Genomic DNA, 16,701 nt, shown 5'->3' with positions numbered 1-16,701 from the left:
ATTTTTAATTAATTTGTTTTTATTTACAAATGTGTAATATTTCTTGTATTGGGCTTATATTAATAATTTAAGTAATTTTATTTTGAATTTTTTACTTTCTATTTTTCTTTGATTTTTAGTTCCTACTTATTTTGAATTTTTATGAAACATTTATATTAAAATTTTTATACGTGGTGATTAAAATGAATGGAATTTCTTTAAAAAAAATTATTAATGTTGTTGAATTTGGTAGCTATTCTATTCCTATTCTTAATTATGTTAAAAAAAATATAGATAAAAATAGTATTTTAAACTTGTATATTAATTTGTTAAAAGCTAAATGGAAAAAGAAATACAATCTTGCTCTTGAATATGCAAATATTATTATTTCAACAACAACAACAACTCTAAAGGAGCTTGCAAGATTTGAAAAGATAAAAATTCTTATTATTCTGGACAAAAAGGATTGTGCAAAAAAAGAGTATTTTCATTTGAAAAAAATTTTTTCTCTTATTTCGGATTATGCCAGAAAGATTATCCTTCCTAGCTTAAAACATTTGAGTTCTATTTATAATGACAATTTAGAAGATATCAATATCTCCAGTAATAAATATAATGAAAGTTATGTTCAAATGTCTTTACTAAAATATTTCAAAGCAAGAAAGTTTTTAAATGAAAAGAAATATAATGAAACATATAAGAAAACTATTGAAGGATATATTTTAGCAAAAAAATTTCCTCATCCAACTATGATCTGTGCAGGTTTAAATAATGCTGCATGGTGGATGAGAAAAAAGGATAAAAATAAAAGTGTATATGCCGCTAATTTACTTGAATATTATCTTGGTTATTATTTTGAAGATTTACCAAAAATGTACAATCAATTTGATACTATTTTTGAGGTTTATTTTATGAATAATGATTCCAGAATTTTTGAAATTTCTGAGATCGTTTCTAAACTACATAATAAATATCTTGATTTTAATATTGATAATAAATTTAACAATTTTCTTTTTAATGATAATATAAAAAATTACGAATTAACAAAAAAATTAAATAATTTTATAGCAAAAAAATCCAAAAAGAAAATTATCATCCATCAAAAAAATCTTCCGAATTAAAAAAAATTATTAATGATTATAATCTTTCATTTAATTCTGATTATCCTTTTGCCATAAATAATGAAATTTATAAGATTCATATTAAAAATACTTTCAATAGTAATATTGAAAAATTCAAAAATATTGCAAAAAATAATATTCCTATATTATTTTTTTCCACATATACATCGTTAATTGAAAAACTGTTTTTTTCAAAAAATTATTTATTAAAGCTGATATTTAGCAAAGACAGAGATAAAATTATAACTTTTTTTTCAAGAGATTATAAGAAGATGTATTTTTTTAATGTTATGATGAGTGATTTTGATTTGAAGAAAGCTGAAAGAAGATTATTGAATTCTGAAGATGTTGAAGATGCGGAATATAATATTTCACCATTTTATTTAGCAAGAAAAAAACTCATCACTGAGCTTTTTAAGAAAACAAAGAACTTTAAGGAGTTTGTTTTTAATTATTTTAAGCTCAGTGATGAGGAAATGAGAATATTTGATGGTTTTTTAAGAAATTGTGTTCGATACGATATTAAATGGCCCATTACTCCTTATCCAAAAGGAAAGGTTAGGGATTTTGCTCTTAAATATGGTTTAGGCTATAAGCGTGTTGCTTTAGGATATTACTCTTTTGAAGATGATGAAAGAGTTTTGATTGATGATATTATTGAGGGATTTTTAAAATAGTTCTTCCAGAATTTCTGGAAGAACTATTTTAATTTATTTTCTATAAATTATATATTAAATTTACATAATTTCTGTTTTTAAATAGAATAATATAATTATAAATTATGATATAATGAAGATGCATAAAATTATGAGAGGAGACTGATAATGCAAGAGTTTGAAGGGCTTGAAAGTTTATTTCAAAATAATATTAGAGATTTAAAAGAAGTACCTGTTGATACATTTGCATATATTGGAGATGCTGTTTTAAATCTATATTTTATTAATTATATAATAGATAATGGAAGAAAAAAAGCAGGGCGTTTGCATAATGAAACTAAAAATTATATAAGCGCTTCTGCTCAATCAAAAATTGTAGATCAATTAAAAGACGTTTTTACTGAAGAAGAATTTGATATATATAAAAGAGGATTAAATTCAAAGGGTGCAAAAAAGAGAGGAAATGATCCTGAATACAGAAAAGCAACGGCTTTTGAAACCGTAATAGGCTATCTGTTCTTGAAAAAGGATTATATTAGATTAAACGATATACTTGAAAAATCAAAAAAATTATTAAAGGAGAGAGAATAAAATGTATGTTTATGGAAGAAATGTATTGAAGGAAATAATAAAAGCAAAGTATCCCGTTAAGAATATATTTTTTACTGATAGCAAAAAAGTGGATAAAACACTAAACGATTTAATTAATCTTGCAGAAAAAAACAAGTATCCTTATTCTTTTGCGCCTGATAAGGTATTGCAGAAAATGTCAGGAATATCAAAACATCAGGGCGTTGTTATAGATATTGGAAAAGAATTTAGATATGCGGATGAGGAGATACTTGAAACATTAAGAGAAGATGCCACAATAGTTATACTTGATCAATTACAGGATCCACACAATTTTGGAGCAATAATTAGATCTTCAATAGCGGCAGATGCTGATTTAATAGTAATTCCAAAGGATAATTCCGTTGAAGTTACTCCGACAGTTATAAAAGTATCTGTGGGATTGGCTTTTAGGATTCCAATATTGAAAGTAACCAATTTATCAAGGTTTATTGAGGAAATAAAAAAGCAGGGATATTGGGTTTATGGTGCAGATATGAGTAATAATGTATATTATAAAACCGATTTAACAGGAAAGGTTGCTCTTGTTATGGGAAATGAAGGAAGTGGAATAAGGGAAAAGGTAAAATCAAAATGTGATGCATTAATTTCAATTCCAATGGCAAATGATGTAGATTCCCTAAATGTTTCAGTAAGTGCTGGAATATTATTGTTTGAAATATATAAACAAAAGAGGGGCGAGTAATATGGCAATAATTAAATTGCCACAATCGGTAATAATGAAAATAGCTGCTGGAGAAGTAGTAACAGGTACCTTTGCAGTTGTAAAGGAATTATTTGAAAATTCAATTGATGCACATGCAGATGAAATTACTGTTGAAATACAGGATGGAGGAAAAACATATATAAAAATTTCAGATAATGGAATAGGAATGTCGGAAGATGAGATATTATTGGCAGTTCAACCACATACCACAAGCAAAATAAAGGATGTTGAAGATTTATATTCAATACATACATATGGGTTTAGAGGAGAAGCTCTGGCAGCAATATCAAGGGTTTCCAGAATGAAAATAACTTCAAGAAGAAAAAGTGATGAAATAGCTACAGCAGTAGAATTTGTTGGTTCTGAGCCTATTAATGTAAAAAAAGTAATGGCACCGTATGGTACAACAATAGAAGTAAAAGATCTCTTTTTTAATCTTCCAGCACGAAGAAAATTTTTAAAATCTTCTGCTGTTGAAGGAAGAATGGTAACTGAAATAATAGAAAAATTTATATTTGCCACAAATGTAGGAATTAAGTTTATAAAAGACAAAAAGAACATTTATAATATACAGAAAGATACACCGCTTATACAAAAAATAAATACTGTTTTTCCGGAAACAAAAGAGGAAGATTTTTTTGAATTAAATTTTGAAGAAAACTGGTATAAAATAAAAGGATATATATCACATCCAAGGGTTACAAGGAACAACAGAAGCGCACAAATATTCTTTGTCAATAATAGATATATACGTTCAGGAGAGTTGTTCGCAGTTTTTGAAGCAGGATATGGCGAAATGCTCGAATCAAGAAGACATCCATATGGAATTGTGTTTTTTGAGATTGATCCATCTGAAGTTGATGTCAATGTTCATCCTCAAAAATTAGAAGTAAAGATTTCAGAATCAAAGATATTATATAATGCATTTAAGCGGCTTGTAAGGCAAACACTTCTTAATGAAACAAAATTTAAAATGCAGATTTCTATTGAAAAGCATGAAGAAAATAACCTAAATTCAGATATTGAAAATAATCAAATAAATTTAAATCAGAATATAATTAATTATGAGAAGGAAAACAAAAATGAATACGCTTTAAAAGAAGAAACAATTGAATATAAGACATTTAATATAAAACGGGAAAATACCGAAAAACCAGGATTAAATATGAATTATGAAAGAACTAATCCAATTAAAAATTTAATATCACCTGAAAGGATAAAAAAAGAAAGCATAATTGAGCATAGCTCAAAAAATAATATTTCAGAAAATAGGAATTATGTAGAAGAAACAAAGGATTTTTCTCAGTATAGGATATTAGGATTGCTTGCTAATAGATATATTCTTTTGGAGGTTAAGGATGCCTTATATTTTATAGATTTTCATGCAGCACATGAAAGGGTTATTTATGAGGATTTAAAAAAAGAGTTTATTGAAAATGGAAATATAACAACGCAATTTATGATGATACCTATAAAATTGAATTTAGATGCTGTGAGAAAGGACATATTGGAAAATAATATTGAAAGGGTTAGAAAGCTTGGTTTTGAAATTTCAAAAATTAATGAAGATTACTATATAAAAGGAATGCCTTCTAACATTAAAATAAACGAGCCAGAAAAAACAGTTATAGAAATTCTTGATGAGTTAAGACTTGAAGGTATAGAAAATGAAAAAAAGATTTTTGATAATGTTATAGCAACTATGTCATGTAGAGCAGCAGTAAAAACGGGTGATGATCCTGTGGGTTTGGAAACATTAATTTCTAAAATAATAGAATACAACATTTTAACCTGTCCTCACGGAAGACCAATTGCAATGGAATTGAAAATAAAAAAAATAGACGATTTTTTTGAAAGAACATAATAAAAAAACAAATCTGCCTCAAATGGCAGATTTGTTTTTTAGGGACTATCCAAAATACTGTGTAAATTAATTATAGTTGGTTATAAGAGATTATTTGTGTTTAGGAATAAATATGATGTTTATTCTTAATAATTCAAGAAAATTCAATACTTTGTGAAATCAAAATATTAGAGTTATAATTTTTAATGAGATATTAAAAATTGTTTGAATAATTTTTTTAATAATCTTTTTGTTTTTTAAGAAGCTAATTTTTGAGTTTTCACTCCTTTTGCACAATTTAGTGCAATCTTTTAAGAAATATTCACTTTTCAAAGTTTAATATATACAGAATTTTGAATTTTCTTTTTAATCGTTTGTTCTGTAAATAGGCACTCTATCATCTCCAAAATATATTCTTAACTCATTTAATATTTGTCCCCAATCCCTAATTCTTGTAGTCCATTTTTCCGTTATTCTCATTGCTGCAAAATATATTGCTTTTATCAATGAGTCATCTGTTGGAAATACGCTTTTGTTTTTGGTTATTTTTCTAAATTGTCTATGAACATTTTCTATTGGATTGGTTGTGTATATCAGCCTTCTTATTGGTTCTGAATATTTAAAATAGGCTGATAATTTATCCCAATTATTTTTCCATATTTGTACTGCCAAGGGGTGAGTTTCGCCCCATTTTTTTTCGAAATCTTCAAGTGCAGCTTCAGCAGCTTCAAGACTTGGAGCTTGATATATAGGTTTTAAATCCTTAACAACAGCTTTTCTATGCTTATGAGGGACATATTTAAATGTATTTCTCAATTGATGGACAATACACATTTGAACTTCAGCATTAGGGAAAGCGGTATGGATTGCATCAACAAAACCATTTAACCCATCAACAGAAGCGATTAAAATATCTTTAACACCTCTGGCTTTTAAATCATTCAAGACATTCATCCAGAATCTTGAGGATTCAGTTTTTTCTATGTATATACCAAGGATATCCTTATATCCATCAAGATTAATACCTATGACGTTATATATAGCCTTTCTTTTAACAACACCATCTTCTTTTACTGAATAAAATGAAGCGTCCAGATATACAATAGCATATATCTCTTCCAAAGGTCTATTTCTCCAATCATTTATTAAAGGCATTACAGAATTAGTAATCATACTGATTTTCTCTGGAGAAACTTCCACATCATATATTTCTTTAATATGGTCTCTAATATCCCTGACACTTAATCCTTTTGAATATAGCGATAATACCAAATCCTCAATAACAGAAATATGTCTTTGTCTCTTTTTAACAATTTGTGGTTCAAATTCTCCATTCCTATCCCTTGGAACTGTTAATTCCATCTCACCATTTTTAGTTATTACAGTTTTTTTAGAATAACCATTTCGATAATTATCGTTATCCTCAGGTTTTCTGGAATACTTTTCATATCCAAGTTCATAATCCATTTCTGCTTTCAACATTTCTTCAAGCATTATTTTTACAAGCTTTTTGCTTATATCCTCAACATCATTCCAATCCTTAATTCCATTTTCTTTTATATATTGTTTTATGAAATTCCTATCCACATTGCCAAGAATCTGTTCATTTTCCTCTTTTCTTTTTCTCGGCATTACTATCCCCCCATGTAACCTTTTTTTCAAAATCCCCTTTCTCTTTCACCACACTACTGGGCTTCCTTTTTTCACATATTCATTCTTTTTATTTTTCTATTTTTTTATTTACACACTTTTTATTATACTACCGTTTTTTATTAAGAATGAAATTTTTCTTTTTGCAGTATCATCTATTTCCAATTTTGAAATATCTGTAATAGGTTTAGAAAGAACGATTTTTTCTGCAGTTTTTTTCCCTATTCCAGGAATTGCAGATAATTCATTTATATTTGCATTATTAATATCAAAAGGATACTTTAATGCTGTAATAGAACGCGCACCATGGTCTATTACAATGGCATCAGTTTTTTCGAAAATATTGAAGTTCCCAATAATACCTGTTTTAATAGGATAAGTTCCAATTTGCCTTCCAAATGAAATCTTTCCTCTTATTTCCTCTATAATTACATTTTTTAAAATACTACCCATAGGGAAAACCTTTTTCAACATCTCATGATTATATGATTCCATATATTCCTTGAATTTTCTAAATTCCTTTTTATGTTGTTTCGGTTTTTCTTTAAATAGTAAAGTGCCTGGAAAAGCCATTGCCTGGCGAACGTTGATTCTTCGTACAAGCAAATCTTCTTTCATTATGCGTTCAAGATATCTTTTATTTATTTCAAAGGTTTCTTTTGTCTCACCAATTAAACCAAATAACAGATTAATGCCCGGGAGAAGTTTAGGAATACCGTTTTCATCTCTAATTCCGCCCACTTCGTTAACAATTCTTATGGCTTCAATAGATTCCTCTGGAAAAATATCCACTCTATTTTTTCTTACCACATTTTCATCAAAAGATTCAACGCCAAAAGAAAGAATATCACCAGCAGTATTGTATTTAACTATAATCTCCAACAATTTTTTAATATCGTTTTTGTGTTTTATTATATAAGCGGGATTTGCATTATCTGTATGCAATATCTCAGCAAACTTAACAGCTTCGCTATATAATTCCTGGAATAATGGTATATTTGGTTTTCCATTATTAAGTTTTGAACCATATGCAAGAAAGTTTGCAGCCCTTCCAAACCTGAAGTTTTTAACACCAACATCTGCAATAGCCTTCATTTCAATTAATAAATCTTCAAGAGGCCTTTCCCTATATTTACCACTAATTAAAGGTTCTGTACAAAAAGAACAAAAACCATTAGTTCTTTCGCAACCACGTGAAAGATCCATTTCTGCAATAATGTCAGGATATCTTGGATGTTGTTTTAAAATTTGTGCCCCTAAAGGAGCTATTTTCGAGATTAAATCATAATCTGATTTATCGTTTAAATTATAATCATCGGAAACAGGATAAACATATAAAAACTTTTCTATATCACCATTTACAATAAAGTCAACATTATCAGGATTAACCGGGATAGCTGCTTTTCCGCCTTTTAATGTATAGCCTTTTACAATAGAGCCACCTAAAACCTTTAAAGGTTCTCTATTTTTCGAAAAAAGTTTGTCTATTTCAGTTAATGAAATGGGGGTTCCGCCCATATAATGTCCAGGAACAGTAACACCGCCTATTATTATTAAGTATTCATAGTGATTAAAAGATTGCCATAAATCTTTATCTCTTACCTGATCAATTGTGTAATAATCAACATCAATTTCGTGATAATATAATGCTCCAGCTGCATATCTAACATATGGAGAAACATATGGCGGAACACCTAAAATTGCTGGTTCATCAACATAACCGTCAATAATTACAGCTTTCAATTTAATTCCCCTTTCATAATCTTTGTGATTTTATTATACCAAAAATTATCTATAATTTTTAGTTAACATATCGAACCTTTTTATTTAACATATAAATGTTAATATTATTTCGTACAAAAATATTTCGCGTACGAAATAAATTGTTTTTTATAAATAGTGAGGTGATGAAATGGATGAAAGAAGCTCTGCTATAGAGGTAATAAAGCTTATCAAAGAAATAAAGGAGTTGCTGAGAAAAGCTATGACTACACAATTTGAAAACATGGAAATAACATCTTCCCAATGGATGATATTAGGGATACTAATGAAGAACGGGAGAATGAAAATAGGTGATTTGAGCAAAGAAGTTGGATTATCAAATAGTACGGTAACCGGTATTATAGACAGGTTGGAAAAACGAAATTTTGTCAAAAGAGTGAGGGATTCAAAGGATCGGCGGGTTATATATATTGAATTAACGGAAGAATTTGAAAAAAATAAAAAAGGATTAAATCTAAGTATGGATAATAAACTCAATGAATTTTTGGAAAATGTATCAGAAACTGAATTAAAAAAGGTTATAGACGGGCTTGGAATATTAAAAGATGTTTTAACAAAAAATTTGAAAGGAGATGATGAAAATAATTAAACTAATGAAATTTATGAAACCATATACTGTGTTATTAATATTATCTATAGGCTTGCTCTTTATTCAAGCTACAAGCGATCTTTCATTGCCTGATTATATGTCAAATATAGTTAATGTTGGTATTCAAAAAAGCGGCATTACAGAAACTATACCGGAAGTTATAAGAGCTACTGAAATGAAAAGATTATTTTTGTTTATGAATAAAGATGAGAAAAAAAGCATATTAAATGGTTATGAATATATAAAAACAGGCAGTGAAGAGGCAAAAAATTATATAGATGAATATCCAATACTTGAAAAAGAATCAGTTTATATTTTAAAGGAGAATGAAAATACAGAAGGATTTGAAAAAATATTTTCAAGGGCTTTTTTTGCAGTTCAGGCAATAGAAAAAGGTGAAACAGAAGGCCTTAAAATAAATAAAAATAGCAAAGTAGATATATTTAAATTACTTATATTTTTACCAGAAAAACAAAGAATAGATTTTGCTGATAATATATATGAAAAATTCAGTAAATTAGGGGATTCAATGATAAGTCAGTCATTGGCAATGGCCATAAAAAATGAATATGAAAAAGTTGGAATAGATTTATATCAGAGACAAAAAAGCTATATTTTAACAACAGGAAGCATAATGCTTTTAATAGCTTTGATAAGTGTAACAAGTGCAGTAATAGTTGGTTTTTTTGCATCTAAAACGGCAGCAGGAATGGCAAGGGATTTAAGAAAAGCCATATTTTCAAAGGTAGAAAACTTTGCAGGAGAGGAATTTGACAAGTTTTCCACTGCATCATTAATAACAAGGACAACAAATGATATAACACAAATACAAAATTTAATGGTTATTTTAATAAGAATAGTGTTTTACGCGCCTATACTTGGTATTGGTGGAGTATTTAGAGCACTTGATAAAAGTCCTTCCATGTCATGGATAATTGGTGTAGCAGTAGCCGGAATACTTACATTGATTATATCAATATTCAGCGTAGCATTTCCAAAATTCAAATTAATACAGAAATTAGTTGATAAAATAAATTTAATTGCCAGAGAAAACCTTTCAGGTATTATGGTTATAAGAGCATTTAACACACAGGAACATGAGAAAAAGAGATTTGATAAAGCAAATGTTGAACTTACAAAGACTTCATTATTTGTAAATAGATTAATGGCTGTAATGATGCCAGCAATGATGCTTGTTATGAATATTACAATGATACTTATAGTTTGGGTAGGAGCACATCAAATAGACAATTTCAATCTTCAAGTTGGAGATATGATGGCATTTATGCAGTATTCAATGCAGATAATCTTTTCATTCATAATGATGTCTATGATATTCATATTATTCCCAAGAGCTTCTGTATCCGCAAATAGAATAGCAGAAGTACTTGCAATGGAACCATCAATAACAGATCCAGAAAAACCAAAACACTTTAAAAAGCCATTTAAAGGAATTGTTGAATTTAAAAATGTATTCTTTAAATATCCTGGTGGTGAAGATTATGCTTTAAAGGATATATCTTTTAAAGCAGAACCTGGAAAGACAACTGCTATAATTGGTTCAACAGGTTCCGGTAAATCTACGCTGGTAAATTTAATTCCACGAATATATGATGTAACAAAGGGTGAAGTATTAATAGATGGAATAAACGTAAAAGAAGTTACACAAAAAGAATTACGAGAACACATAGGATATGTTCCACAAAAAACAACGTTATTTAGCGGCACCATAGAATCCAATATAAAATATGGAAATGAAAACCTTACTGATGAAGAAATGAAAAAGGTTGCCGATATAGCAGAAGCATTGGAGTTTATAGAAAAACTTCCAGAAGGTTTTAAAACAGATGTGTCACAGGCAGGTAAAAACTTTTCTGGCGGTCAGAAACAACGTTTATCCATTGCAAGGGCACTTGCAAAAAAGCCTGAAATATTTATATTTGACGATAGTTTTTCAGCGCTTGACTTTAAAACAGATTTATCAATAAGGAGAAAATTAAGAGAATACACCAAGGATAGTACAATAATCATAGTTGCCCAGAGAATTTCCACAATAATAAATGCTGATCAAATTATAGTTATAGATGAAGGAAAGATTGTTGGAATAGGAACTCATAATGAATTAATGAAGAGCTGTGAAACATATAGAGAAATAGCCTATTCACAGCTATCAGAGGAGGAATTGGCATGAGCGCACGAAGAGGAGGCCCAATGGGCGGTGGTCCTGGAATGAAAGGACCTGTTGAAAAAGCCAAGGACTTTAAAGGTACAATGAAGAGATTAATGCAATATTTAAAAGTATATAAATGGTCATTTATAACAGTTATTGTATTTGCAATGGCAAGTGCAACGTTTTCAATAGTTGGTCCTAAAATTCTTGGTAAAGCTACAACAAAGATATTTGAAGGTATAATTGGAAAAATAATGGGAAAAACCGAAGGAATAGACTTTGCATATATATCAAATATAATATTAATTTTAAGTGGATTGTATATTTTAAGTGCAATTTTTGGATATATTCAGGGTTGGATAATGTCCGGTATTTCAATGAAGGTTAGCTACAATTTAAGAAAAGAAATAATGGAAAAAATACACAGAATGCCATTAAAATACTTTGACGGGACAAATCACGGTGAAGTGCTTTCAAGAATAACCAATGACGTTGATACAGTAAGTAGAACATTAAATCAAAGTATTTCACAATTAATTATATCTTCCACCATGATAATTGGTGTTATTGTAATGATGCTTTCAATAAGCTGGATGATGACTTTAATTGCTTTATTTATACTTCCATTATCAGGATTTTTAATGATGACAGTAATAAAACATTCTCAGAAATTTTTCAAAAAAAGACAGGAATATCTTGGACATGTTAATGGACATGTTGAAGAAATGTATGGCGGTCATACAATAGTAAGGGTGTTTAATGGAGAAGAAAAAAGCATAAAAAAGTTTGAAAATTTAAGCGATCAATTATACGATTCTGATTGGAAATCCCAATTCCTCTCCAGTATGATGATGCCAATAATGAATTTTATAGGAAATCTTGGATATGTTGTAGTTGCAGTGGTTGGTGGATGGTTTGCTGCAAAAAGATTAATAGAAGTTGGGGATATACAGGCATTTATACAATATATGAGATCATTTACACAACCTATTGCACAATTGGCAAATATATCAAACATTTTCCAGCAAACTGCAGCAGCTGCAGAACGTGTATTTGAATTTTTAGATGAAGAAGAGGAAATAGAAGATGTTGAAAATCCAGTTGATGTTTCACAAATAAAAGGTAAGGTTGAATTTAGAAATGTGCGTTTTGGATATAATCCAGATAAAATAATTATTAAAAACTTCTCCGAAATAATTCAACCTGGACAAACAATAGCCATTGTTGGTCCAACTGGTGCAGGTAAAACAACGCTTGTAAAATTGTTAATGAGATTTTATGATGTAAATGACGGTGCAATATTAATAGACGATATAGATATAAGAAAATTTAAAAGAAATGATTTAAGATCATTATTTGGAATGGTATTACAGGACACATGGCTTTCAAATACAACTATAATGGAAAATATAAGATACGGAAGACTTGACGCAACAGATGAAGAAGTAATAGAAGCCGCAAAAATGGCACATGTGGATTCGTTTGTTCATGCATTGCCTGGTGGATATAACATGGTTATAAACGAAGAAATAAATAATATATCTCAAGGTGAAAAACAATTAATTACCATAGCAAGAGCCTTTTTAGCAAATCCTAAAATACTTATACTTGATGAAGCGACAAGTTCTGTTGATACAAGAACGGAATTAAAGGTTCAGCAGGCAATGGAAAAATTAATGAAAGGAAGAACGAGTTTTGTTATTGCGCATAGATTATCAACAATAAAAAATGCAGATCTTATAATAGTAATGAATGAAGGTGACGTTGTAGAACAGGGAACACATGAAGAATTACTAAAGAAAAATGGATTTTATGCAAATCTTTATAACTCTCAGTTTGAAGTTGTGGAAAATTAATAAAATCTAGAAAATCCCGGAATCTTACAAAGTAGGATTCCGGGATTTTGATTAATTATTTTTAATCTGAAATGGGTAAATTAACCATCTTCCTCGGGGTTTCCAAGCAATTAGTTTTTTTCTTGAAATCATTTTTCGAATATTTTCCTGTGTTTTTCCTGATAAATTTGAATATTCTTCAACAGTAACCAATTTTTCTTTATTTTCAGAACATATTAACTTATCATATGTTTCTATTATAGCATCTCTTATAATTTTTGAAAGTTTTTTGGTGTCCTCCTTTTTAAAATGATTATCAATTTGTTCAGGAGTAAAAGATGTGGGTGAACTTTTAAAAATTTCTCTTATTCCTTTTTCTGCAGATTCAAGAGCTAAAATATAATTATTTCTGTCCTTTTCCTTTTCACCTTTTAAAACAATATTTAAATATCCATTTGCTATAAGTAAAAAATTTAAAAGGATTCTGCCAATACGACCATTACCATCTTCAAAAGGATGTATAGATTCAAAAAAAACATGTACTCTTGCAGAGGCTTCTGCAATAGGATGATTAGAAAATGCATATTTTGAGTAATTACACCATAACCTTATCCAATCGGCTATATCATACATAGGAGGATTGATTTTTGCGCCGGTAATTTTTATAGGACCATTTCTAAAATTTCCCAGTTTATCATAATTTTTAATAATATTTTCAAATAACATTCTATGTGTGTTTTTTACGAAGGTTAAACATGGAATTTCTTCATTTGTTCGAGACAATTCAATAGCCATGTTGTAATAATATCTTGCTGTTCTAAAATAATTTGAAACTTCACTACCAGATTTGTATTTTCCTGAAATTGCTGAATCAAGTTCATCTTCGTCTACAAATATTCCTTCAATCATTATTGAATTTCTGGTTTCAGAACCAAGCATATATAACCATTCATTGTTTGGGATTTTAATTACTTGAAGTGAAAAAAGTTTTTTTCTAAATTCAATTAAGTTATCTTTTGCCATGTTACACCTCTGTTTTGTCCTGTTTTAAAAAGGGAGTTATTTTTATTATACACTATAATCTGCTTTTTTTCAATATTATAATGAAAAAAGAAAGTTGTCCTGTTTGATCAAAAAAATAAAAACAGGACAACTTTGATTTTTTTCAATTAACAAAGAGTTTTTTAACTTAAGTATGATATAATTCTTTGAGAATAATAACGAAGATAGGAGAAGGTTTTATGTCAGAAATAACAAAACGAGCATTAGCCGCATCATTAAAGAAATTAATGAAAGAAAAACCATTATCTAAAATTACAGTCAATGATATTGTAAAAGATTGTGGAGTAAACAGAAGAACTTTATATTATTATTTCCATGATATTTATGAATTACTTGAATGGATGTTTATTACAGAAGTAGGCGAAGCAATAGGAGAAAATAAAACTTATGAAACATGGCAAAAAGGATATTTAAGTATTTTAAACTATTTAAAGGAAAATAAGAAAATAGTATTAAATGCATATAATTCTATAGATAGAAATCGCCTTGAAGACCATCTTTATGATTATGTGGCGAAATTAATATATGATGTGGTAGAAGAGCTTTCAAAGGATATAAATGTTCCTGAAAATCTAAAAAAAGACATAGTAAAATTCTATGAAATAGCATTAACAGGTATTATTATAGACTGGATAAAAAACAAAATGGAAGAAGATCCACAAATTCTAACAGATAAAGTAAGCAAGATAATTGAAGGAGATATATCAAGATCGCTAAGAAAATTTGAAAAAAAAGCCCCTTAAAAGGGGCCATTATTTTATATCAATCCTTCTAAAGAGGTATCTTTAAGAAGTTTCTTTACAAAAAATTCTCCAGGTAATGGTTTATTTCCATAGAGAGTTTTTGTTGCGTTTATTACATGTCTAATATCGTATTTACTTGGATAAATTTCTGGAACTTCCTTATCAAGATTTAATAATTTATATACTGCAATAACAGCTGAACGAACTGAATATTCCACGGTAAATACACAGTCGTCTTTGATTTCAACAAATTGTCCGAGGAATGCAAGGTTAACACTACCTTCTGGAACAACTTCTGGTCTGTCACCTTTTACCCTTGGCATGAACTGACTTGTAATATGTGGCATCATTGCAGGAATAACAATAGCGCTGTCAACAATTTCTTCCATTAATTCTCCTTCTACACCAATGTGATACAACAATTCTCTTAATAATTCTTCACCTGTACATTCACTCATCTTTTTCTTTATATAATCTCCTTCATTATCTGCAAATAAACCATATGCCCACATTACCAATACATCGTCTGGCTGATTTGCAAAATGAGGTTGTCTACTAAATGTGAAACTCATACCCCAGTTTGAATCTTTTATAGTAATAATTCCTCCGGTTACAACCCTTCCTGAATAAGGATCTCTATTTGTAATTTCTTTAATTACATCAGCCATTTTTGAGTCTTTGAAAGTAACTGTAAATGATTCCCATTTTGTTTTATCTATATTTTCATAGAACACTTCTGGTCTTCCAAATGCAGGATCCTTTGCTGCGATATTTTTCCATAAACTCCAAACAGGTCCTAATTCTCTGTTTAGTTCAGGTGCTTTATCCATGCTACCCAAAGTGGAATTTTCTGTCATGGAACCGTTAATTACAAATACAAGATCATCTCTTGTTGTTTTTATAACCTGTTCTTTTCCATCTTTTACAATATGAATACCTGTAACAACCTTTTCCTTTTCATTGATTTCAATATCGAGGTCTGTAACTAAAGTATTGTTTTCAAATTTTACACCATGATCCTTTAACCATTTTACCAATGGTAAAACGAATGAATCATATTGATTGTATCTTGAGAATAAGATATTTCTTAATTCTGTCATTCCAGGTAATAAATGAATAAATCTTTCCATGTATCTTTTCATTTCAACAACGCTGTGCCATGGTTGGAATGCGAACATTGAACGCCATAATAACCACATATTTGTTTCAAGATAATCTGGTGTAAAGAATTGTTCAACAGTTAAATCTCCTAAATCTTCTTCTTTTGCTAAAAATAATTTTGTTAATTGTTTTATATGATGTTCCTTTAATCCAAGTGTGGAAGTATCAACTTTTTCACCGCGATTTTGAATAACTCTTTTAGCTGCTACGTTAGGATCCCAATCGTTGATTTCTTTCATATCATCAAGTACTGTTCTTTCAGGATCTTCAAGTGTTGGAATATCTCCAAATAAATCCCATGTACATTCGTAATGTTCTTCCATTTCTCTACCGCCACGAATAATATAACCGTCTTCGAAGTTTCCAGCTCCGTCTAATGCACCACCATTTACATTTTTTCTTTCAAAAATAGTAATATTCTTTCCATCCATATGTCCATCTCTTATTAAATAAAATGCTGCTGCTAAAGTTGCAATTCCTGAACCAACTAAATATGCTTTTTTGTTTTCAATACCTTCTGGTTTTTTAGGATGATACTTTAAATGATAACTGCCCATTTTACTCACTCCCTTTATCTAAAAATTCGATGCAATAAAAGTATATAACTTTTTATTTGATTTGTAAATTATCAAAATTCGCTATTTGTGCAAATTTGCAACAAATTTGGTGATTTGTGAAAAAACAAAATTATAAAAAACATAATAATTAATATTGTACATATATTAGACATAAAATATCATAATTATTAAAACTTTAAAAATAAAAAGTGTGTTT

The 16,701-nt window shown here is 28.9% G+C and carries 13 protein-coding genes; 9 read left to right on the top strand and 4 right to left on the bottom strand.

The features are described 5' to 3' along the window. The first annotated feature begins 182 nt into the window (after window positions 1-182). The 5 genes from MARPI_RS04475 (at window position 183) to mutL (ending at window position 4,956) form a co-directional block, all read left to right on the top strand. Complete coding sequence (locus tag MARPI_RS04475) at window positions 183-1,100, top strand: hypothetical protein (protein ID WP_041638496.1); 918 nt, start codon at window positions 183-185, stop codon at window positions 1,098-1,100. Between the two features lie 272 nt (window positions 1,101-1,372). Next, window positions 1,373-1,777: a hypothetical protein gene (locus MARPI_RS04470; protein ID WP_041638494.1), complete on the top strand. Its 405-nt coding sequence runs from the start codon at window positions 1,373-1,375 to the stop codon at window positions 1,775-1,777. A 147-nt stretch (window positions 1,778-1,924) separates the two neighbouring features. Beyond that, window positions 1,925-2,347, top strand: a complete 423-nt coding sequence (locus MARPI_RS04465) for a Mini-ribonuclease 3 (protein WP_014296395.1) — start codon at window positions 1,925-1,927, stop codon at window positions 2,345-2,347. A gap of 1 nt (window position 2,348) precedes the next feature. After that, on the top strand, window positions 2,349-3,071 hold the full coding sequence (gene rlmB / locus MARPI_RS04460) for a 23S rRNA (guanosine(2251)-2'-O)-methyltransferase RlmB (protein ID WP_014296394.1): 723 nt from the start codon (window positions 2,349-2,351) through the stop codon (window positions 3,069-3,071). Between the two features lies 1 nt (window position 3,072). Next, window positions 3,073-4,956 (top strand): DNA mismatch repair endonuclease MutL, encoded by a 1,884-nt coding sequence (gene mutL, locus MARPI_RS04455; RefSeq protein WP_014296393.1) that lies wholly within the window; start codon window positions 3,073-3,075, stop codon window positions 4,954-4,956. A gap of 345 nt (window positions 4,957-5,301) precedes the next feature. Here mutL and MARPI_RS04450 read toward each other — a convergent pair whose 3' ends face one another. Both MARPI_RS04450 and MARPI_RS04445 read right to left on the bottom strand, forming a co-directional pair. Next, complete coding sequence (locus tag MARPI_RS04450) at window positions 5,302-6,567, bottom strand: IS256 family transposase (protein WP_014296392.1); 1,266 nt, start codon at window positions 6,565-6,567, stop codon at window positions 5,302-5,304. A gap of 108 nt (window positions 6,568-6,675) precedes the next feature. Next, window positions 6,676-8,328, bottom strand: a complete 1,653-nt coding sequence (locus tag MARPI_RS04445; RefSeq protein WP_014296391.1) for a radical SAM protein — start codon at window positions 8,326-8,328, stop codon at window positions 6,676-6,678. Between the two features lie 169 nt (window positions 8,329-8,497). Here MARPI_RS04445 and MARPI_RS04440 point away from each other — a divergent pair, with 169 nt between their 5' ends. Genes MARPI_RS04440 through MARPI_RS04430 form a run of 3 tightly spaced genes read left to right on the top strand, consistent with a single transcriptional unit; the run spans window position 8,498 to window position 12,982 of the window. Further along, a complete protein-coding gene (locus MARPI_RS04440) occupies window positions 8,498-8,956 on the top strand; it encodes a MarR family winged helix-turn-helix transcriptional regulator (protein WP_014296390.1) in 459 nt (152 codons plus the stop codon). Continuing rightward, window positions 8,949-11,147, top strand: a complete 2,199-nt coding sequence (locus MARPI_RS04435) for an ABC transporter ATP-binding protein (RefSeq protein ID WP_041638854.1) — start codon at window positions 8,949-8,951, stop codon at window positions 11,145-11,147. The genes MARPI_RS04440 and MARPI_RS04435 overlap by 8 nt, the downstream gene beginning before the upstream one ends. Continuing rightward, a complete protein-coding gene (locus MARPI_RS04430; protein ID WP_014296388.1) occupies window positions 11,144-12,982 on the top strand; it encodes an ABC transporter ATP-binding protein in 1,839 nt (612 codons plus the stop codon). The genes MARPI_RS04435 and MARPI_RS04430 overlap by 4 nt, the downstream gene beginning before the upstream one ends. 51 nt (window positions 12,983-13,033) lie before the next feature. Here the strand turns inward: MARPI_RS04430 and MARPI_RS04425 are convergent, their stop codons facing one another. Next, a complete protein-coding gene (locus MARPI_RS04425) occupies window positions 13,034-13,984 on the bottom strand; it encodes a Fic family protein (protein ID WP_014296387.1) in 951 nt (316 codons plus the stop codon). Between the two features lie 218 nt (window positions 13,985-14,202). Between MARPI_RS04425 and MARPI_RS04420 the strand changes: the two genes are divergently transcribed. After that, window positions 14,203-14,766 carry a TetR/AcrR family transcriptional regulator C-terminal domain-containing protein gene (locus tag MARPI_RS04420; protein WP_014296386.1) on the top strand — a complete coding sequence of 188 codons (564 nt, stop codon included), beginning with the start codon at window positions 14,203-14,205 and terminating at the stop codon, window positions 14,764-14,766. Between the two features lie 14 nt (window positions 14,767-14,780). Here MARPI_RS04420 and MARPI_RS04415 read toward each other — a convergent pair whose 3' ends face one another. Then, complete coding sequence (locus tag MARPI_RS04415; protein WP_014296385.1) at window positions 14,781-16,484, bottom strand: oleate hydratase; 1,704 nt, start codon at window positions 16,482-16,484, stop codon at window positions 14,781-14,783. Window positions 16,485-16,701: the final 217 nt, after the last annotated feature.

Origin of the sequence: Marinitoga piezophila KA3, assembly GCF_000255135.1 — a bacterium.
Lineage (GTDB): Bacteria > Thermotogota > Thermotogae > Petrotogales > Petrotogaceae > Marinitoga > Marinitoga piezophila.
The sequence above is the reverse complement of the archived record's forward strand: the minus strand, read 5'-3'. Positions and strand labels throughout refer to the sequence as shown.